The organism is Arthrobacter glycogeni (assembly GCF_054511155.1).
Genome location: NZ_JBTNDE010000019.1, coordinates 47,083 through 66,252 on the forward strand (window position 1 = coordinate 47,083; position 19,170 = coordinate 66,252).

The 19,170-nt window shown below is 63.4% G+C and carries 23 protein-coding genes and 1 tRNA gene; 7 read left to right on the plus strand and 17 right to left on the minus strand.

What is annotated here, in order from left to right; all coding sequences use genetic code 11:
* Positions 1-31: 31 nt before the first annotated feature.
* Genes ACX80O_RS13150 through ACX80O_RS13170 form a run of 5 tightly spaced genes read right to left on the minus strand, consistent with a single transcriptional unit; the run spans position 32 to position 4,392 of the window.
* Positions 32-451, minus strand: a complete 420-nt coding sequence (locus ACX80O_RS13150; protein ID WP_459333707.1) for a lycopene cyclase domain-containing protein — start codon at positions 449-451, stop codon at positions 32-34.
* Positions 448-780: a lycopene cyclase domain-containing protein gene (locus ACX80O_RS13155; protein WP_459333708.1), complete on the minus strand. Its 333-nt coding sequence runs from the start codon at positions 778-780 to the stop codon at positions 448-450. Before ACX80O_RS13155 ends, ACX80O_RS13150 begins: the two co-directional genes overlap by 4 nt.
* Positions 777-2,411, minus strand: a complete 1,635-nt coding sequence (gene crtI, locus ACX80O_RS13160; RefSeq protein ID WP_459333709.1) for a phytoene desaturase family protein — start codon at positions 2,409-2,411, stop codon at positions 777-779. Before crtI ends, ACX80O_RS13155 begins: the two co-directional genes overlap by 4 nt.
* Before the next feature lie 16 nt (positions 2,412-2,427).
* Positions 2,428-3,321 carry a phytoene/squalene synthase family protein gene (locus ACX80O_RS13165; RefSeq protein WP_459333710.1) on the minus strand — a complete coding sequence of 298 codons (894 nt, stop codon included), beginning with the start codon at positions 3,319-3,321 and terminating at the stop codon, positions 2,428-2,430.
* A 6-nt stretch (positions 3,322-3,327) separates the two neighbouring features.
* Positions 3,328-4,392 (minus strand): polyprenyl synthetase family protein, encoded by a 1,065-nt coding sequence (locus tag ACX80O_RS13170; RefSeq protein ID WP_459333711.1) that lies wholly within the window; start codon positions 4,390-4,392, stop codon positions 3,328-3,330.
* A gap of 64 nt (positions 4,393-4,456) precedes the next feature.
* Between ACX80O_RS13170 and idi the strand changes: the two genes are divergently transcribed.
* Positions 4,457-5,005: an isopentenyl-diphosphate Delta-isomerase gene (gene idi / locus ACX80O_RS13175; RefSeq protein WP_459333712.1), complete on the plus strand. Its 549-nt coding sequence runs from the start codon at positions 4,457-4,459 to the stop codon at positions 5,003-5,005.
* 160 nt (positions 5,006-5,165) lie between these two features.
* On the opposite strand, the gene ACX80O_RS13180 is transcribed toward idi, so the two are convergent.
* On the minus strand, positions 5,166-5,915 hold the full coding sequence (locus ACX80O_RS13180; protein WP_459333713.1) for a glycosyltransferase family 2 protein: 750 nt from the start codon (positions 5,913-5,915) through the stop codon (positions 5,166-5,168).
* Positions 5,916-6,089: 174 nt separating this feature from the next.
* Here ACX80O_RS13180 and ACX80O_RS13185 point away from each other — a divergent pair, with 174 nt between their 5' ends.
* The gene (locus ACX80O_RS13185) at positions 6,090-6,242 is read left to right on the plus strand and encodes a hypothetical protein (protein WP_459333714.1); all 153 of its coding nucleotides are present in this window, start codon (positions 6,090-6,092) and stop codon (positions 6,240-6,242) included.
* An 82-nt stretch (positions 6,243-6,324) separates the two neighbouring features.
* Positions 6,325-7,512 carry an acetyl-CoA C-acetyltransferase gene (locus tag ACX80O_RS13190; protein ID WP_459333715.1) on the plus strand — a complete coding sequence of 396 codons (1,188 nt, stop codon included), beginning with the start codon at positions 6,325-6,327 and terminating at the stop codon, positions 7,510-7,512.
* Between the two features lie 62 nt (positions 7,513-7,574).
* Here ACX80O_RS13190 and rplL read toward each other — a convergent pair whose 3' ends face one another.
* The 8 genes from rplL to ACX80O_RS13230 form a co-directional block, all read right to left on the minus strand.
* On the minus strand, positions 7,575-7,952 hold the full coding sequence (gene rplL, locus ACX80O_RS13195) for a 50S ribosomal protein L7/L12 (protein ID WP_171583887.1): 378 nt from the start codon (positions 7,950-7,952) through the stop codon (positions 7,575-7,577).
* Positions 7,953-8,030: 78 nt separating this feature from the next.
* On the minus strand, positions 8,031-8,639 hold the full coding sequence (gene rplJ, locus ACX80O_RS13200) for a 50S ribosomal protein L10 (RefSeq protein ID WP_459333716.1): 609 nt from the start codon (positions 8,637-8,639) through the stop codon (positions 8,031-8,033).
* A gap of 616 nt (positions 8,640-9,255) precedes the next feature.
* Positions 9,256-10,347 carry a GNAT family N-acetyltransferase gene (locus ACX80O_RS13205; RefSeq protein ID WP_459333717.1) on the minus strand — a complete coding sequence of 364 codons (1,092 nt, stop codon included), beginning with the start codon at positions 10,345-10,347 and terminating at the stop codon, positions 9,256-9,258.
* Positions 10,348-10,494: 147 nt separating this feature from the next.
* Complete coding sequence (gene rplA / locus ACX80O_RS13210; RefSeq protein ID WP_196842006.1) at positions 10,495-11,202, minus strand: 50S ribosomal protein L1; 708 nt, start codon at positions 11,200-11,202, stop codon at positions 10,495-10,497.
* A gap of 153 nt (positions 11,203-11,355) precedes the next feature.
* On the minus strand, positions 11,356-11,787 hold the full coding sequence (gene rplK / locus ACX80O_RS13215; protein WP_459308937.1) for a 50S ribosomal protein L11: 432 nt from the start codon (positions 11,785-11,787) through the stop codon (positions 11,356-11,358).
* A 122-nt stretch (positions 11,788-11,909) separates the two neighbouring features.
* Entirely contained in the window at positions 11,910-12,782 is an 873-nt protein-coding gene (gene nusG / locus ACX80O_RS13220; protein ID WP_459333718.1) for a transcription termination/antitermination protein NusG, read from the minus strand.
* A gap of 58 nt (positions 12,783-12,840) precedes the next feature.
* Entirely contained in the window at positions 12,841-13,098 is a 258-nt protein-coding gene (gene secE / locus ACX80O_RS13225) for a preprotein translocase subunit SecE (protein WP_459308941.1), read from the minus strand.
* A gap of 66 nt (positions 13,099-13,164) precedes the next feature.
* A tRNA-Trp gene (locus ACX80O_RS13230) sits at positions 13,165-13,237 on the minus strand.
* A gap of 231 nt (positions 13,238-13,468) precedes the next feature.
* Between ACX80O_RS13230 and ACX80O_RS13235 the strand changes: the two genes are divergently transcribed.
* The gene (locus tag ACX80O_RS13235) at positions 13,469-14,716 is read left to right on the plus strand and encodes a pyridoxal phosphate-dependent aminotransferase (RefSeq protein WP_459308942.1); all 1,248 of its coding nucleotides are present in this window, start codon (positions 13,469-13,471) and stop codon (positions 14,714-14,716) included.
* Positions 14,717-14,742: 26 nt separating this feature from the next.
* Here ACX80O_RS13235 and ACX80O_RS13240 read toward each other — a convergent pair whose 3' ends face one another.
* Entirely contained in the window at positions 14,743-15,402 is a 660-nt protein-coding gene (locus ACX80O_RS13240) for a LuxR C-terminal-related transcriptional regulator (RefSeq protein ID WP_459308943.1), read from the minus strand.
* Positions 15,399-16,673: an ATP-binding protein gene (locus ACX80O_RS13245; protein WP_459333719.1), complete on the minus strand. Its 1,275-nt coding sequence runs from the start codon at positions 16,671-16,673 to the stop codon at positions 15,399-15,401. The genes ACX80O_RS13240 and ACX80O_RS13245 overlap by 4 nt, the downstream gene beginning before the upstream one ends.
* Positions 16,674-16,797: 124 nt before the next feature.
* On the opposite strand from ACX80O_RS13245, the gene ACX80O_RS13250 reads away from it, so the two are divergent.
* Genes ACX80O_RS13250 through ACX80O_RS13260 form a run of 3 tightly spaced genes read left to right on the plus strand, consistent with a single transcriptional unit; the run spans position 16,798 to position 18,743 of the window.
* On the plus strand, positions 16,798-18,225 hold the full coding sequence (locus ACX80O_RS13250; protein WP_459333720.1) for a PspC domain-containing protein: 1,428 nt from the start codon (positions 16,798-16,800) through the stop codon (positions 18,223-18,225).
* Positions 18,222-18,458: a hypothetical protein gene (locus ACX80O_RS13255; protein ID WP_459308947.1), complete on the plus strand. Its 237-nt coding sequence runs from the start codon at positions 18,222-18,224 to the stop codon at positions 18,456-18,458. Before ACX80O_RS13250 ends, ACX80O_RS13255 begins: the two co-directional genes overlap by 4 nt.
* Before the next feature lie 42 nt (positions 18,459-18,500).
* Positions 18,501-18,743 (plus strand): PspC domain-containing protein, encoded by a 243-nt coding sequence (locus ACX80O_RS13260; protein WP_459308948.1) that lies wholly within the window; start codon positions 18,501-18,503, stop codon positions 18,741-18,743.
* 101 nt (positions 18,744-18,844) lie between these two features.
* Here ACX80O_RS13260 and ACX80O_RS13265 read toward each other — a convergent pair.
* Positions 18,845-19,170 (minus strand): HNH endonuclease signature motif containing protein (locus ACX80O_RS13265; RefSeq protein ID WP_459333721.1); only part of this gene is annotated, 326 nt, incomplete at its 5' end.

A 19,170-nucleotide genomic window follows, 5' to 3' on the forward strand; every position in this document is an offset into this window, starting at 1 on the left:
ACTCCGGCGTGGCCGGTTCCAGCATGCGCGCTCACCGGCTGCTCCGTTCGGCCGGTGAAGGGCCGGCCGATGAGGATACGGCGGGTGGCGTGAACAGGGACCAGAGCGCTGGCAGGAGCACCGCCGCCGCCACCGTGTAGGCGAAGTCCTCGACCGGGGCGAGGCCCACAAACACACCAGAGATGCGGTACGGGTTGTAGCCAAAGAAACCCAGTTGGATCATCAGGTTGTCAAAGACAGCTGTGAGGGTGAGCAAAATGACCGCGGATAGCCCCACGGCGCGCCAGGAGACCGCGCCGCCCGGAGCCCCTGTCCCGGTGCCCGCCCAAATCCCCGTCCCGGCCCCCGTCCGACCCGTCCGACCCGTCCGACGGCGGGACCGCACGACGGCGAGGACAGCAGCGATCAGTACGGGCACCAGGAAGATGGCGTTCAAAGTCCAGTAGGTCACTGCGCGACCTGCGTTCGAGAGGCGATGACCCGTTTCAGGAGCAGGTACACGTTCATCGCCATCCAGCAGAGGAAGGCCAGGAAAAACAACTCCTCCAGGGGGAGCTCGGGTGCGAGCATCACGCCGATCATGAACTCAGAGTCCCCCTTGTAGAAGATGTCGAGGCCGATGCCGCCGAGGTCCCAGGCCAGGAAGAACGCCACCCCCACCACCAGGACCAGCCCCGCCCGGCGGGGCGCTGACCAGAAGAACAACCCGTACCGGTAATCCATCAGGGCTGCGCAGGCCAGTCCGCCGAGCAGCGAGACCAGATACAGGGCACTGATCATTGCCGGACAATCTGACTCACCGGGACCAGGGGCTCTGCCAGAGGCCCGGTGCTGGTGTCGGAACGCAGCCGTTTGATCAGCAACTCGGCGCTGATCAGGCACATGGGGATCCCGATACCTGGGATGGTCGAACTCCCCGCATAGTAGAGCCCCTCGACCTTGCGGCTCATGTTGCGTCCTCTGAAGAAGGCGCTCTGCTTAAGGACATGGGCTGGGCCCAGGGACGTGCCTTTCCAGGCGTTGAAATCGCCCACGAAGTCCTGGGGTCCGTAGGTCCGGCGCACCACAATCCGTTCGGCCAGGTCAGGGATCCGTGCCCACGCGCCGATCTGCTCAATCACCGTATCGGCGAGGCGTTCGATGCGCGGGTCCCCCGCGCCGTCGATACCGCCACCGCCCAGCTCCGGATCGGCGGGCAGCGGAACCAGGACAAAGACATTCTCGTGGCCCTCCGGCGCCGCACCGGGGTCGGTGGCGCTGGACCGGCACACGTACAGCGACGCCGGCGTCGGCACCGAAGTGGTGGTGCCGAAGATCCGGGAGAAGTTGTCTTTCCAGTCCTCAGTGAATAGGAGCGTGTGGTGCTCCAGTTCAGGCAACTCGCCGCGGACGCCCAGGTACAACAGCAGCGCGCTCGGCCCTGCGGTGCGCTGCTGCCAGTAGCTCTCCGGGTACGTCTGCTCTGAACGCTGCAATAGCTGCGTTTCTGCGTGGTGCAGGTCGTTGGCGGCCACGATCGTGTCGGCGGCGGCGGTGTGGACTGTTCCATCGGCCGCAACCCAGCGCACACCGGTTACCCGCGCCTGACGACGGCGGCCGGTGGCCGGCACCGTGAGAATCTCTTCCACCCGGGCCCCGGTGACGATGTCAACGTTCCTGGCCCGTGCCAGGCCGGCGACGGCGTCGGTCAGTCGGGAGAAGCCGCCCATCGGGTAGAGGACCCCGTCGTCGAGGTCCAGATGGCTCATCAGGTGGTACATGCTGGGTGCCTCGAACGGCGAGGTGCCCAGGAAGACCGCGGGGTACCCGAGAATCTGGCGGAGCCGGTTGTCCTTGACCGTTTTCGCGGCAAGCGTCGACAGCGGCTGCAGCAGTAACCGGACCAGCTTCGGGGAGCGCAACAGGACATCCGGGCGGAGCAAGGGCCCGAAGGACTGGAATGTTGAGTAAAGGAACCGGCGGGTGGCCATGGTGTAGGTGTCACCAGCCGAGTCAAGGTATTTCTCCAGGGCGGCTCCGGCACCGGGTTCGACGACGTCGAACAGTGTGACGACGTCGGCGCGTTCGGCCGGAACATTGAGGGGTTCAGAGTGGCCTTCGTAGTAGACCCGGTAGCCCGGATTGAGCTTGACCAGGTCCAGCTGTTCGGCGGCAGTGGTGCCGAACAGCCGGAAGAAATGGTCGATTACCTCGGGCATCAGGTACCAGGAGGGGCCGGTATCGAACCGGAACCCGTCGCGTTCCCAGAGCCCGGCGCGCCCACCAGTGGCGTCTTGCTGTTCCAGCACGGTGACACCGTGGCCTTCCGCTGCGAGCAGGGCGGCTGACGCGAGACCAGCGATCCCGCCGCCGATGACGACGACGTTCCGACGGTTCCGGCGCTGGCCATTCAGGGGTGCGTGGGAGTTCATGGCAGCCTTCCGGTGGTCATTGGGGTACTTCATGTGACTGCGGGAGTCGGCCGGCAAACGCCTGGGCCGCGATCCGAAATTTGACCGGGTTCGGTACCCGAACCCGGGTGGTCAGTAGGTCAGCTGCCGGGGTGCTGCGGAGCCTGTCGGCGAGTTCGGCGAACAGGCCCTGGGCCAGGGCGACAGCCCGGCGGCTGGAGGTGGGCAGATCGCGGAGAGCAGCAGCCGAGACAGCAAGGTCCTCTGCAATGTCATCGAGCAGCCGGTGCTTGTCAGCCTCGTCGAAGTTCCCAGGACTCACTCCCGGGAAATAGCTGCGCCCCAAAGATTCGAAGTCTTCGGCGAGATCCCGGAGGAAGTTGATCTTCTGGAAAGCGGCCCCGAGCCGGCGCGCGCCGTCAACCAGTTTGCGCTCTTCAGCGGGGGCGAGCGGTGCCTCCTGGTAGAGGAAACACTTGAGGCACATCAGGCCCACCACTTCGGCTGACCCGTAAACATACTCGTCGAAGGACTCCTGGGTGTGCTCGGTCCGTTCGAGGTCCGCGCGCATTGAGGCGAAGAACGGTCGCGTCAGCTCCGCGGTGATGTCCGTTTCCCGGGCCGTGGCGGCGAAGGAGTGCACCACCGGGTTGGCGCTGTAGCCGGCGGCGAGCGCCCGGTCGGTCTCGGCTTCGAGCCCGTCGAGTAGTGCGCGGATCTGACCGGTGGTCAGCCCGGCGGCTGCGGCGGCGCCGTCCACCACTTCGTCGGCGACCCTGACCAGCGCATAGACCGATTCGACCTGCTGCCGGACGCTGGCGCCCAGCATCCGTGACGCCAACCCGAACGAGGTGGAGTAGGACCTGATCACGATGGCCGAGGCACGGTCGGTCACATCGGTGTAGAAGGCAAGGGCGTCCCGTGGCTGCATGGGAGGCTACCGGACCCGGTCGAGGACGGCCGCGGCGACCGGCGTCAGCCCGGCTTTCAGCTGGGCAGGAATGTGGGTACTGTCCAGATGACGTAGCGCCCGCTGGGCGTGATCGGTGGCCAGGGACACCGCATAGTCGAGTGCGCCACTAACCTTCAGGACCTGGCGGATTTCCTCGACCCCGTCGGCTGTCAGCTCAGCCGACCCGATCAGCCCAGAAATCTGCTCCCATTCTGCGCGTTGGGCGACAAAGGAGATCAGCGCGGTCCGCTTGCCTTCGCGGAGGTCGCCCCAGGTGGTCTTCCCGGTCGTCTTCTCGTTCCCAAACACGCCCAGAATGTCATCGGCAATCTGGTAGGCAATCCCGACGTCGCGCCCAAAGTCACCAAGCGTCTCGACAATGGCGTTGTCGGCTCCGGCGAGGATCGCGCCCGCTTTCAACGGGCTTTCAAACGAGTAGACGGCGGTTTTCAGCCGTGCCATCTGCAGGGGATCCTCGGACGTCGCTGTGCCGGAACTTGACGCGTCGACGTCGAGAAGCTCCCCGGCAGCCGAGGCGAACACGGCGTCGTCAAGCAACTCCCCCAGCCGCTCACGCGTGGCGGGGTCGGTGCGGACGCCGTCCAGCAGGCGGTGGGCACTGGAGAGGGCAAGATCGCCGGCGATCAAACCCATGGAAAGTCCGCGGTGGGTGGCATCGTCGGCGCCGAGTCCGGCAGCCCTGGCCTGGTTCCGGTAGGTGCCCGCCACATTGGGGATCCCCCGCCTGACGAAGTCCCTGTCGATGACGTCGTCGTGCACAATCAGGGCCGTATGCAGCATTTCGAAGGACGCGGCGACCAGCGCCGCAGTGGACCGATCGACTCCGGACAGGCAGTCGTAGGCCGTCATGACCATGCGTGGGCGGAACCGCTTGCCGCCGGCAGCGCAGGTTTCAAGCGTTTCCCAGAGCTGGAGGTAGGTGGGCCCCAGGGTCGCGGCGCGTGCCTTGGACCGGGCGAAGCACGTAGCGAGGGCACTCTCCACTTGTTCCAAGCCACGGGAATCGACCAGCAGGGTTTCCATGTCCATAGGTAAAGTAAACACTGACCCCACATTCTTAAGCTAAACGACCGGGTCGGAGAGTGGTCCAACGGTGTTTGTAGCAGAAAACAGTTCCGCGTCCGGTGCGGAATTGGTGGTCCTGGTTGATGAGAGTGGCACCCCCACTGGAACTGAGGCGAAGTCGCGGGTGCATCACACCTCGACGCCGCTGCACCTCGCCTTTTCCACCCATGTCTACAACGACGACGGCCTGATCCTGGTCACCCGGCGCGCCCTCTCCAAACTCACCTGGCCGGGGGTGTGGACCAACTCGTTCTGTGGTCATCCTGGCCCCGGGGAAAGCACTGAAGACGCGATCAGTCGCCGTGCCGACTACGAGCTGGGCATTACGCTCACTGATCTGGCCCCTGCTCTTCCTGACTTCCGCTATCGGGCGGTGGATCTCTCGGGGCTGGTGGAGAACGAGATCTGTCCCGTCTACACGGCCCGGTGCGCGGGCGACCTGTCGCCCCGGGAGTCGGAGGTGAGCCAATGGGAGTGGGTCGACCCGCTGCAGCTGGTCCGGGCGGTGCAGCTGACCCCGTGGGCGTTCAGCCCGTGGCTGACCCTGCAACTTTCTCTGCTGTACCCAGCTAGCTGAGGGCGCTGGCTACCGCCTCCCGACGGGCAGGGGGCGCTACGGCTCGCCATCCGACGCGCAGAAAAGTGGCCCACCCGCGGCTTAGCGGTTGGGCGACCACTTTCTTGCGGCGTAGCCACTTTTCTTGCACGTTTCGCGGCGTAGCCTCTTTTCTTGCACGTCAGCTCACTGTTCCCTGCGGTCTGGCACGGAAGTGCACCTGCCAGCGGATCCACGGCGGCTGGACCCTCCAGTGCAGGACGATGGTGTGAACGGCACGGGTGACCCGTCGCCGGAGGTCGGCTCCCCCGGCCAGCGCGCGCGGTGAAATGCCGACCCGCAATGAGAAGTCGCAAACGGTTCGTTGGCCGGGGCCGAGCGCGAAGGCCAGATCGGCGTCGTCGTGCACCTCTGGATCCTCTGTGTGCACCAGCGACCGGACACTCTCCCAGACGGTGGCGCGCACAGCGAAGTTGGAGCCGAACAGGGGCCAGTGCCCGACGGCTGCACCCATGCAGACGAAGTAGGCCCGCATGTACAGGAGGTCCGCCGCGGCCGCGCGCAGCCGGGAGACACCATAGAACCTGCCCGGCCCGGTGAGCGCGGCAAGTGTGGGGTCGGCCTCGAACCGCTCGGCGATGCGCTCGAGCCAATCCGCTGGCGGCACCGAGTCGGCGTCGCAGCGAACAATGATGTTCCCCAGGGCAGCGTTGTAGCCGGCCGCCGCGGCGGGCCCGATTCCGACCAGCGACTCGGTCACCACCCGGGCGCCATGGGCCTCAGCGGCGGCAACGGTTGAATCAGTCGAACCATTGTCGACAACCACGATCTCCAGCGGCCGACGGGTCTGCTGACCGAGGGCCTGCAAGCACCGGGCCAGCAGGATGCCGTCGTTCCGGCAAGGGATGACCACTGAGAGCGTTGGCAGCATGCCTTTAATTTTAGGGTGTTTGGAAGGTCAATGATCCTCTTCGACCGCTGGCCACGCCCTGGGCCGTGGCGGCCGACGTCGTCCGCGGGACCGGCGAGCGGCCATGGGCGTCACCATCATCACCCTTGCCTTGGCCCTGGGGCTTAGCCTCGGAGTGGTGTGGGAGTTCGCCGAATGGGCAGGCTACGCGTCACCGGTGAGATCAACGTCGGCTATCCGGACACCCGGGGGATCCTGCCGGGAGGGTTCGGGTCGCTGCTCTCCGGAGTGCTCCTGGCTTTCGCTACGACGCGTCACCGACGACGGATTTCAGTTAATGCTTCCTAGCTGAGTTGTGCGGGAAGGAGTAGCCTTATCGCAACTGCTTCAAAGATGAAAGTGAGCGATCCACCAGATGAACACTCAAGTTATGTCACCGACCGACGTTGTGATTGTCGGCGGCGCCCGGACCCCGCAGGGCCGCCTGAACGGTCAGTTATCCTCCTTCACGGCAGTCGATCTGGGAGCCGTCGCCATTGCCGGCGCATTGGAGAAGGCCGGAGTCGACGCCGGTTCGGTTGACGCCGTCATCATGGGCCACGTCATTCAGGCTGGGTGCGGCCAGAATCCCGCACGGCAGACCGCGCTGAAGGCTGGGATCGGCTGGGATGTCCCGACGGTCACCATCAACAAGGTGTGTCTGTCCGGCCTGACCGCCGTCATCGACGCTGCCCGGCTGATCCGCAGCGGCGAGGCCACCGTGGTCGTAGCCGGCGGCCAGGAATCAATGACACGCGGACCGCATCTGCTCCCCGGATCCCGTCAGGGCTGGACCTACGGCAACATCCAGGCCATCGACTCGGTGGCAAACGATGGCCTCACCGACGCGCTCGACAACGAATCCATGGGCGTTTCCACCGAGCGGGGCAACTCAGGACTCGGCATCACACGCGAAGACCAGGACGCCGTCGCGGCTGCGTCCCACCAACGCGCTGCCGCCGCGATCGAGTCCGGTGTCTTCGACATCGAAATCGTTCCCGTTTCAGTGCCTCAGCGGAAGGGCGACCCGGTAATCCTGAGCACCGATGAGGGCGTTCGCCCGACGACGACAGTTGAGTCCCTCGCCGGGCTGAGACCCGCGTTTGATAAGACCGGGTCCATCACCGCGGGCAACTCGTCGCCGCTTTCCGACGGTGCGGCTGCCCTCGTTCTGACCACCCGTGCACACGCTGAGGCGAACTCGCTGACCGTTCTGGCGGTGGTGGGGCAGCCAGGTCAGGTGGCTGGCCCAGACAACTCGCTCCACTCCCAGCCGTCCCGGGCGATCGAGCAGGCGTTGGGCCGTGCTGGCTGGCAGACCTCGGATCTGGATTTCATAGAGATCAACGAGGCCTTCGGTTCGGTGGCGTGCCAGTCCCTGAAGGATCTGGACTACCCATTGGACAAGTGCAATATCCATGGCGGTGCGATTGCGCTGGGTCACCCCATTGGCGCTTCGGGTGCTCGTCTAGCCTTGCACGCGGCCCATGAGCTGAACCGTCGCGGAACGGGCAAGGCTGCCGTCTCCTTGTGCGGTGGAGGCGGACAGGGAGAAGCCCTCCTGCTCTACCGCGACTGACCGATGATACGAAAAACCCCTGACTCGGTGAGTCAGGGGTTTTTCGTGAAGCGAGGAAAAGACTACTTCAGGGTTACCGTCGCGCCAGCGGCCTCGAGGGATTCCTTGGCCTTCTCGGCAGCTTCCTTGGTTGCGCCTTCCAGCACAGCCTTGGGGGCGCTGTCGACAACGTCCTTGGCTTCCTTCAGACCCAGTGAAGTCAAGGCACGAACTTCCTTGATCACTGCGATCTTCTTGTCGCCTGCTGCTTCGAGGATAACGTCGAAGGAATCCTTCTCTTCTTCAGCAGCTTCGCCCGCGCCGCCACCGGCGGGTGCAACTGCAACAGCAGCAGCGGTGACGTCGAAGGTCTCTTCGAACAGCTTGACGAACTCGGAGAGTTCGATGATGGTCAGTTCCTTGAAAGCTTCAATGAGCTCTTCGTTGGTGAGCTTCGCCATGGCGAGAGCCTTCCTTCCTATAATGGTGCTTGGCATCGAATGTGACGCCGGGCACCGGAGTTTGGTGGATGAAGAGGGTTAATTCTCTTCAGGCGCTGCGGCAGCTTCGGGAGCGGCCTCTGACTCGGCTGCTGCAGGTGCAGCTGCTTCCTCTGCAGCAGGAGCGTCGGCGGCTGGCGTCTCTGCTGCTGCAGGCGCTCCACTTTCCTCCTCTTGCTTGATGCGCAAGGCATCGAGGGTGCGGGCAAGTGCTGCCATGGGTGCTTGCAGCACTCCGGCAACGCGGGCCAGCTGAAGTTCGCGCGACTCGAGAGCAGCGAGAGCCTTTACACCGGCAGCGTCAAGGGACTTGCCCTCGAAGAAACCGGTTTTGATGATGAGCTGTGGGTTGGACTTCGCGAAATCCGTGAGGCTCTTTGCCGCCGCGATGGCGTCACCCTTGATGAAGGCGATCGCAGTAGGTCCGGCGAGCTGGTTCTCGAACGCGTCGATGCCGGCTTCCTTGGCTGCAATGCCCGTCAGGGTGTTCTTGACGACAGCGTATTTGGTGTCCTGGCCGAGTGAACGGCGCAGTTCCTTTAGCTGTGCAACGGTGAGCCCACGGTATTCGGTTAGGACTGCAGCATTTGAGTCTTTGAAATCGGTGACGATTTCCTCAACTGCGGTTACCTTGATTGCGGTTGCCATAACCCTCCTTCCGGGGAATTGATGCCGGCTTTTACTGCCCCAATAAAAAACGCCCCGCGCAGATGCACGGGGCTTGATCCAGAACTCCAGTTTTCACCTGACATTCTGGGAAGCTTCGTTCACCTACGCTGGCCGCCCTTTACGGGAACCTTCAGATACAGGTCCCGGTCCGCACTCCACAGAGAATCCTGCAAAGTAAGGGTGGGATATGCATCGACCGACGGTCTTTGGTCCTTCAAGACTACGTCACGCCACCGGGGGTAGCCAAATCCGGGGGTCCTCCCGGACTTCGGCCCTTCTTGGGGTACTGCAACCCTGCCCGCTCCCGGAGGAAAGTGGCCCACCCGCAGAATAGCGGCTGGGCAAGCACTATCCTGCGGTCCAGCCGCTTTCCTCGAGCAGGACCTGTAGTCCAACCCCTTTCTTGGTGTCGGATCGGCTTCGACCCCTCTTGAGGCGCTCTAACCCTGCCTGCTCCCGGAGAAAAGTGGCCCGGCCGCAGGATAGCGGTTGGGCAACCACTTTCCTGCGGGCAAGCCACTTTTTTGCGCAGTACCGGCAGCCCCGCCACTTTTCTGCGCAACGGACTGCGGGCAAGCCACTTTTCTGCGTGACGTCAGCTCTTCTTCTGCCACGCAGCGGTGTAGCCTGCGGGAACGAACCCCATCTCGACGTTGACTGCCAGCATGTGAACGTTTTCTTCGGCATTCCAGGTGTAGACCCGACGCGCTTCGGGCCAAGCCAAGGGAACCTCCAGCAGGTTGGCCGCCTTCAGCCACATTCCCAGGCGCTTCCCCCGATGTGAACGCAGCACCAGGGTGTCGTCCTGGGACACCACTTCTGGCTTCTCCTGCTGGTGTTCGAGGATGGTGTGGCCAGCCAGCAGCCCCGTAGGGCGGTGACGGACTGCCCTGACCAGTGACTGGCCGCCTGAGCGAAGGAGACGCTCCTCGCCTGCCCTGATCCGGGCGGCGTCCCACACCTCTTCCTCCCACTCCAGGTCTCCCATCGGCACATCGGTGCTCATGGTCTTCCGCAGCAGGGCGTACTGGTCAACGAGATCATCAGGGCAGCGATCGCGCCACTGCACCAACTCGTAGTCCTGGCCGGCCGCCTCATGGGCAGTCTGCGCATGCACTGCAGCCCGGGGTAACGAGGTCTCCAAGTTCAACACGCTACATCGGTCGACCTGCGCCAGCTGGAATCCGTTCCGCAAGGCTAGCGCCGTCGTTGCACAGTTTCTAGGGAAAGCTCCGGCCCCGGTTGCCGGGACGAGGACGGAAGCCGGCGCCTGGTCGAAGCCGGCGGGCTCGTCGGTCCACGCCATAATGGTCGATCGTTCGATTCCCGCCGCGTGGTCTTCGAGCGTCCGATAGAGCCTCGACCCGAGACCCCGACTCCGGTAGTTCGGGTGGACCACCACGAAGACGTAGCAGGTACCCAGGTTGTCGGTCAGCGGGATGTCAATGATCGCTTTCCCGACAACATTCCCGCCGTCGCGGGCCACGAACATGACCCGCTCCTCATAGTCGTTGGGCTGGGACGCCTCGTAACGTGCCTGGGGGCTGTAGAAGTGATCGTCGTTTCCCCACAGGACCCGTTCCACGAGGTTGCTGAGCTCCGCAGCCGCGACAAAGTCGGCTCCGCCGGGGAGCTCAAGGGACACCGGGCGGGGTAGGTGATCGATTATGGCGCCTGAGATTGTCATGGGGAAAGTCTAGCCGAGTGATTGATACTTGCCAATCACTAATTTCCGGGGCGCTCTCGACGCCCGAAAAAAGACACTTAATCACGAAGGGCCGCAGCTTATGAGCTGCGGCCCTTCGTGATTAAGTGCCTGGCGGCGTCCTGAGCCCTAAGCTTCGGCGAAGACCTTGGTGACACTTGGGTCAACGGTTATGCCAGGACCGAACGTGGTCGAGACCGTTGCCTTCTGGATGTAGCGGCCCTTCGAAGCCGATGGCTTCAAACGAAGCACCTCTTCCAGAGCAACTGCGTAGTTTTCGCCCAGCTTCTGCACATCAAACGACACTTTGCCGATGATGAAGTGCAGGTTGGAGTGCTTGTCGACGCGGAAGTCGATCTTTCCGCCCTTGATGTCGGTCACGGCTTTGGTGACATCAGCGGTAACGGTACCCGTCTTGGGGTTCGGCATCAGGTTACGAGGACCCAATACCTTGCCAAGGCGTCCGACCTTGCCCATGAGGTCAGGGGTGGCGACGGCGGCGTCGAAGTCGACCCAACCTGCTGCGACCTTTTCGATCATGTCATCGGAACCGACGAAGTCGGCGCCAGCGGCGATTGCCGCTTCGGCCTTCTCGCCCGTCGCGAAGACCAGGACGCGCTTGGTTTTGCCCGTGCCGTGGGGAAGGTTGACGGTGCCGCGGACCATCTGATCGGCCTTGCGGGGGTCAACGCCCAACCGAAACGCTACCTCAACGGTCGCGTCGAATGTTGACGGGTTGGTTTCCTTGGCCAGGACTACTGCCTCGAGCGGGGCGTACTGCTTGTCAGCCTCGATCTTGGCTTCGGCCGCCTTGTATGCTTTGCTGCGCTTTGCCATCTGCTTTTTCTCCTTTTGCAGTTGTGGTCTGCGGACCGCGCGGGCCCTGCCACACTCCGACGCCTGAATCCGCCTGAATGGCGGTTGCCTGCGTCTACGTTTTGTTGGTTGAATGCACGACGGACGGTACCGTCGCACGATGGGTGGAAGGCTCTAGCCCTCTACCGTGATACCCATGGAACGAGCGGTGCCGGCGATGATCTTGGCAGCTGCCTCGATGTCGTTGGCATTGAGGTCTTCCATTTTCATGGTGGCGATCTCGTTGACCTGATCCTTGGTCAGCTTGGCAACCTTGACGGTGTGAGGCGTGGGCGAACCCTTGGGGACGCCGGCAGCCTTCTTGATGAGCTCAGCCGCCGGAGGGGTCTTGGTGATGAACGTGAATGAGCGATCCTCATACACGGTGATTTCGACGGGAACAACGTTTCCGCGCTGGGATTCCGTTGCAGCGTTGTACGCCTTGCAGAATTCCATGATGTTGACACCATGCTGGCCAAGCGCTGGACCAATGGGGGGTGCCGGGTTAGCGGCGCCTGCATTGATCTGCAACTTGATCAGGCCGGTGATCTTTTTCTTGGGGGCCATGAAGGGTCCTTCTTTCACATTGCGTCCATAGGACAGGAGCGTCCCATGGCTTGTTGGTCACCATGGCGTGATGACCTACCGCACCACCTGAGCTAAGCGGGCCCGGGCGGCACGAAGCTTGATTACTGCAGCTTCGTTACCTGGCCGAACGAGAGCGTCACCGGAGTTTCGCGCTCGAAGATAGAGACCAGAACAACAAGCTGCTGGGATTCCGGCTTGATCTCGGAAATGGTCGCCTGCAGGGTCTCGAAGGGGCCCTCGTTGACCGTGACCGGTTCGCCGATCTCGAAGTTGACTGTTGCCGGAGTCAGCTGGTTCTTTGCTGGCTTGCCCGATTCAGGGTCGGTGTGGACCACTGTGTGTTCGAGCATGGAGAACACTTCGCCGAGGCTCAACGGCACCGGGTTGTGGGCGTTGCCGACGAAGCCAGTAACGCCGGGAGTGTGCCTGACGGCGCCCCACGAAGCATCGGTGAGGTCCATGCGCACAAGGACGTAGCCCGGGATGCGAACCCGGTTGACGATCTTCCGGGTGGTGTTCTTGATCTCCACCACTTCCTCCATTGGCACCTGGATCTCGAAGATGTACTCTTCCATGTCCAGGGTCTGGATGCGGGTTTCTAGGTTGGCCTTGACCCGGTTCTCGTAGCCCGCGTAGGAGTGGATGACATACCAGTCGCCCTCCTGACGGCGAAGCTGGGCCTTGAAAGCCGCGACGGGATCTTCCGCAGGAGCGGATTTCTCATCGGTGGCGTCCTCAGTGGCGCCTGCACCGTCGATGGACTCGGCGTCAGAGGACGCTTCATCACCGGAAGTGGCTTCGTCGGTCGCGTCCGCGTCGCCCTCTACGGGTTCTGCATCAGACTCGGTCTCGCTATCGGCCGGGGCAGCACTGTCAACCGGGGTCGCTTCGACACCGGAATCAGCTACCTGATCCTCGTTCTCCAGATCATCCTCAACAGAAGTGATCTGCCGTTCGAGTTCTTGCTCGGACACCTAGCCGCCTGCTTTCTAAGATTCTTCAGCTTGTTAATGCATTACCGCGCGGATCCCGTTATGCGCCGCCGAAGACCCACACCGCGGCCGTCCCGAACAGGAAGTCCAGGGCAGTCACTATCAGCATCATGATGATCACGAAGATCATCACGGTAATGGTGTACCGCACGAGTTCCCTGCGGGTCGGTACAACTACCTTCTTGAGTTCGGAGATGACCTGCCGCACAAAGAGGAAGATTCGGCCGAAGAAACCCCGCTTGGGGGTGTTCTTTTCGGAAGGGCCACCCTGTGGGCTGCCCGCAGCCGTTTCGGTCACCTTCAACCTCTTCCATTTTTTGTCGGTTCAGTAGCCCATCAGGACTATTGTGTTTCGTCGAATACGCAGGGCAGACAGGACTCGAACCTGCAACCTGCGGTTTTGGAGACCGCTGCGCTACCAATTGCGCCACTACCCTATGGAGTGATTTCGCCGATCCGCCTGAGCTAACTCAGGCACAAACCATCGTGGCGATTTCAACACCGAGGAACAAGTCTACTCAATCCCCGCCCCGGCGTCGAACCGGAAGCCCCGGCTGCCTGGCAGCCACCACCCAACCAAGTGATTCGGCGTCGTTGTCCGACGGCGACAACGCCCTAAGCTGGAATCACGTCACAGTCCACAGCACCATCAACCCTAAGGGAACACTATGACTGCCACCCCTGCCGCCCAGAAGCAGGACACCCCGAACGTGCCAGCGCGGCGGATCTCGCGGCGAATTGCAGCTATCGCTGAATCGGCGACGTTGGCGGTTGACGCCAAGGCCAAGGCACTGAAGGCTGCGGGCCGTCCAGTGATCGGATTCGGGGCAGGTGAACCCGACTTCCCCACCCCCGATTACATAGTGGACGCCGCGATCGAGGCGGCACGGCAGCCCCGTTTCCACAGGTATTCGCCTGCGGGTGGTCTGCCGGAACTGAAGCAGGCCATCGCCGAGAAAACACTGCGGGATTCGGGCTACACCGTCGACCCGGCCCAGGTGCTCGTCACCAATGGAGGTAAGCAGGCAGTCTACGAATCCTTTGCTACTCTCCTCGATCCGGGCGACGAGGTGCTGGTTCCTACTCCATTCTGGACCACCTACCCCGAGGCAATCCGCCTCGCCGGGGGCGTACCGGTCGAGGTCTTCGCTGGCCCCGAGCAGGGCTACCTGGTCACTGTTGACCAGCTGAAGGCTGCCTTGACGCCACGTACCAAAGTCCTGCTGTTCGTTTCCCCGTCCAACCCCACTGGCGCGGTTTACAGTCCCGAGCAGGTCAAGGAAATCGGTGACTGGGCCGCCGAACGCGGCCTGTGGGTGGTGACCGACGAAATCTACGAGCACCTGACGTACGACGGCGTACCCTTCACCTCTATCGCGACAGCATCCCCGGCCGTTGGTGACCGGATGGTGATCCTCAATGGGGTGGCCAAGACCTACGCCATGACCGGGTGGCGGGTGGGCTGGATGATCGGGCCGAAGGACGTGATCAAAGCCGCCACGAACCTGCAGTCCCATGCCACGTCGAACGTTTCGAACGTGCCCCAGATGGCGGCGCTGGCCGCGGTGGCCGGTCCGCTTACTGCCGTGCATGAGATGAAGGTGGCATTTGACCGTCGTCGTCGGGCAATGGTCGACGGCCTGAACGCGATCGACGGCGTGGATTGCCCGATCCCGAAGGGTGCGTTTTACGCGTATGCCGATGTGAGGTCCCTGCTCGGCCGCGAGTTGGGCGGCATTCGCCCGGCGACGTCGGCGGAACTTGCGGCGTTGATTCTTGAGAAGGTGGAGGTGGCTGTGGTGCCGGGCGAGGCGTTTGGCCCTAGCGGCTACCTTCGGCTCTCGTATGCGCTCGGCGATGCTGACCTTGCGACAGGCATTGGGCGTCTGCAGGAATTCCTCGCCACTGCCCGGTAGCCCCTCCGGGGGCGCCGGTTGGATGCCTAGAGCAGCCGGCGCTCGGCAGCCCAACGGGTGAGCTCGTGCCGGGAGGACAACTGCAGCTTGCGCAGGACCGCTGACACGTGCGTCTCGACCGTCTTGATTGAAATAAACAGCTCCTTGGCCACCTCCTTATAGCTGTACCCGCGGGCGATCAGGCGCATCACCTCAAGCTCGCGGGCTGAAAGACGGTCGAGTTCGCTATCCACTGACGCCACCGCCGCGGTCCCAAAAGCATCAAGGACAAAACCCGCCAGCCGGGGCGAAAACACCGCGTCCCCAGAGGCCACCCTCAGGACTGCGTCGGAGATCTCAGCCCCCGAGATGGTTTTGGTCACGTAACCCCGGGCACCGGCGCGGATGACAGTGACCACGTCCTCTGCGGCGTCGGACACGCTCAGCGCCAGGAACCGCGTGTCTGCGAGGAGCATGTTGCAGCCCGCGAGCACCTCGGCGCCCCCGCCCCCAGTTCCGCCCGGCAGGTGCACGTCAAGAAGGACCACCTGCGGTCGGTGCTGGTGAATGGCAGCGATCGCCTCCTCGACTCCCGAGGCCTCGGCCAGCACGGCGATCCTGCTGTCAAGATCTGCCCGCAGGCCGGAGCGGAAGATGGCGTGGTCATCGACCACCACCACGGTGACCGGCTGCTCTGGATTATTCACTGCGCTGCATCTGCTTCCTTTTCGGGCATGTCCAGTTTAACCTCGGTGCCCTCCACGCTGCTGCGGATCGACACCGTACCGCCGTGTCGGTTCATCCTGCTGTGCAGGGAGACCCTGATCCCCATCCGGTCCTCGGGGATGGCTTCTGGATCGAACCCACGGCCCCGGTCCCTGACAAAGATCGTTGACCCGGAACTCCCGGCCTCAAGATAGACGGAAATGCTGCCGCCCGCATGCTTGGCCGCGTTGAGGACCGCCTCCCGCGCGGCCTGCGCCAGGACTTCCTGCCGCGGGGTCAACGCCGTATCGCCGACCACCACCACGTTGACCGGAGCGCCATAGCTGTCCTCGATTTCCGCGGCGATGGCCCGGATCCGCTCCGCAAGGTTTCCTGACTCATGGGCGGCGTCGGCATACAACCAGTTCCGTAGCTCGCGTTCCTGCGCCCGGGCCAACCGCACCACATCCTGCTCCGAGCCTGCACGGTTCTGAATCAGGGCGAGGGTCTGCAGGACCGAATCGTGAAGGTGGGCGGCAATTTCGGCCCGCTCAGTTTCGCGGGCCCGCCCTGACCGTTCGGTCTCCAAATCACGCCAAAATTTCAGGCCCCAGGGAGCCAGCACCAGAAAGACTCCAGCCAGCACTGCTCCGGTAGCGACAAGTGTTGACCAGGTGAGTTCCCAGGAGATGGACCCGGACACCATGATCAGCACTCCCACCGTCACCAGCAGCAGACCGGCGACGAGTCGCACCAGCCCGCCGGCCTGCGACGCCCCCGCCCGGTTCATCAGGCCGGCACGCCGTGTCTCATCAAGCTGGATCCACGCCAGCACAGCCCCGGCCACCACCACCCCCACCGGCAACATACGGTCAAGAGGAAGATTGGCTCCTAACTGTTGGGCGATCACCGCAGCGGCCACCAGCAGCAGCGCTGAGCCGAGAAGCACCTCACGCTTTCCTACCAGCGAGTTGCGGTTCGCCGCACCGCGTGCACCAGCGGTAGGGACCGCCGTCGGGCTACCTGGCTCGGCAATCGACGGGGGGAAGATCAGTCGTGGGCCGACCGGGGTGGACCCGTGGCGGAACTGCTCCTCCTGAGTCGGCACCAACACCCATAGCCAGCCGTAGAGAAATATTCCAGAACCGCCCGCGAGGGCCAGTCCGACCATCGCGAGGCGCGCCATCTTGACCGAAATCCCGAGGTGGGCTGCCAGCCCCGCACATACTCCGGCGATTATCGCGTCGTGGGAGCGGAGCAGCGGCGGTCTCATGCCCTAATCCAAACACGATCCGCACCCGACTGGTGCGGGTTTCGGGGAAAGTTAGCCGCAGCTCAGGGACAGCTCAGGGTAGGCCCCGATGGCAACCACCTGTCCCCGGGGACAAGATGGGGAGATGAACTCGCACCAGGACCCGAATGATCCTCCGGAGCCCAGCCAGGGCGTCGAACCGGACGCAGCTCTACCCGGACCCGACCTAGGCGAAGCCACAAGCCAGGCCGACGGCGACACCTCAGTGCCGCCGGGACCTCCTCCCCCGCTGGGTGGGGCCACACCCATAGCAACCGCCAACGCGCCTGCCGGAACAGCCACCAACTTTTTTGGCTGGCTGCGCGGCCTCGGGACGATCAGGGGCCAGGACCGCTGGATCGGCGGCGTCGCCACCGGCGTAGCGACCCGCACCGGCCTCGATCCAGTGCTAATCCGAGGCATCCTCGTGTTTCTGGCCATCTTCGGTGGCATCGGCGTCCTGCTGTACGGCCTGGCCTGGGCTCTGCTGCCCGAGCCAGACGGCCGCATCCACCTTGAGTCCGCCACCCGGGGCACCTGGACCTCGGGCATGACGGGTGCCGTGGTGTTGACCGTCATTGGACTCTGGCGACCCAACCTCCCGATCTTCGGCGGCGACGGCTTCGGCGCGTTGTTCTGGACCATCTTCTGGGTCGGCGCCGTCGTCCTTGCGGTGTACCTGGTGGCAACCAGGTCCAGCAAGAAGGCTGAGGCATCCGGCACTACCGGTCAGACTTATACCGTTGCCTCCGAGGAACAGGGCCAGGCCCTCCCGCCGGGCGCTCTGCCCCCACCTCCCTTGTACAGCCAACTGCCACCCCTCCCGGCACCGCGACACAGCCCGCCAGCACCACGCAAACCGTCAACCCCCAAACCGACTGGCGCCGAACTGGCTCTCTATCTCGGTGGTGCGCTGATCGTCGTCGGCTCCGTCTTGATGCTCGATTACACAGGGATAATCGGTCTGGGAAGCTCAGTGGTTCCGGTGGCGATTGCCGCGGGCCTCATCCTTCTGGGTCTGGGGATTGTCACCCTGGGAATTCGTGGACGCACCTCAGGTTTTCTCGGGTTCATGGCAGGAGTCGGCATAGCGGCAGCAGTCGTCGCCGGGTCAACATTCGCCACGGGGACCATCACTGTCGGCAGCAGCGCCGTCTGGACCCCCACCACCGAGGAGCCCGCCAGCGAGGGATACACAGTAGTTGCAGGCCAGGGCACAGTTGATCTCAGCAACCTCACCAACCTCGACGCCGACGTGGTCGTCCCAGTGAACTCGCTCGCCGGAAACGTCGGCATCCTGATACCCGACGACGTGCCGGTCCAAGTCCGCTCCTCAATCGCCCTCGGAGCCCTCAGCACTGTGGATAACGGACAGGAAGCAACGGCCGGCGGCATGTGGCACCCCGCCGAGATCGACCTGAACGAAAACGCCTCCGGACCATCGATCATCCTTGAAATCCGGGGCGCCATGAGCCATACCACGGTGGCCGCCAGCCAGACCGAACTTGAAGACGTAGGAGGAATCTCGCCATGAACACTTCCGAGAACATCCCCACCAGCGACAACGACGGCGGCCAGCCGGTCCGCGCGGGCACAGTGGTCTGGGGGCTCATTGCGATCACTGTGGGCGCCCTGATCCTTCTCTCGCAGCTTGCCGACATCCGCTTCGACACGGGGCTGGTTCTGATGGGACTGCTCGTCGGCACCGGGGTGGCCCTGGTGGTGGGCGGGTTGGTCTCGATGACCGGCCGCAAACAGCACAAGTAAGAAAAGTGGACCATCGAGCAACGAAACGAGTTAGCCTACATCATGGACAAATTCTTTGACATCCTTCGATCATCGCCCATCAAACGTGCCCCCGGCGGATGGCTTGGCGGTATCGCCTCAGGCATCGCCGTCAAGTTCAACTGGCCGGTAGCCTACGTCAGGATCGGCATCCTCCTCAGCTTTCTGTTGCCGTTCATCAGCATTCCGATGTATGGCGTCCTGTGGTTGCTCCTTCCCAAGACCGACGGCACCATCGCGCTGCAGAAAATGATCGGCAGCCGGTAACCGAGGCGTGGGATCTGGCGGGTTGACGGCGTTTCGACGGCGATCTGAGTCGTTCTGAGACGCCGGATCTCCCACTTCGGCGATTGGGGAGGGGCTTCACCCTAGAACGGTGGTGGGGTTTCTGGTGGTGGTTTTGGTGGTGGTGTTGGTGGTGGGTTGGGTTTGGTGAGGTAGGTTTCCCCGGCGGGTGAGATCGCGATGATCGTCCCGGGTTCGGGTTGGGTGTACTGCCAGAAACCCTCCGTTTTGAACATGTGGTGACGTTTACAGAGCGCTGCAAGATTTGAGTAACTGGTCGTCCCGCCCCTGGACCAGAGGATCGTGTGGTCGAGTTCGCAGAACACCGCCAACCGGTTACACCCCGGATGACGGCACGTCCCATCCCGCACCCTGACCGCGTCCTGCAAATCTTTCGGCACCCGATACG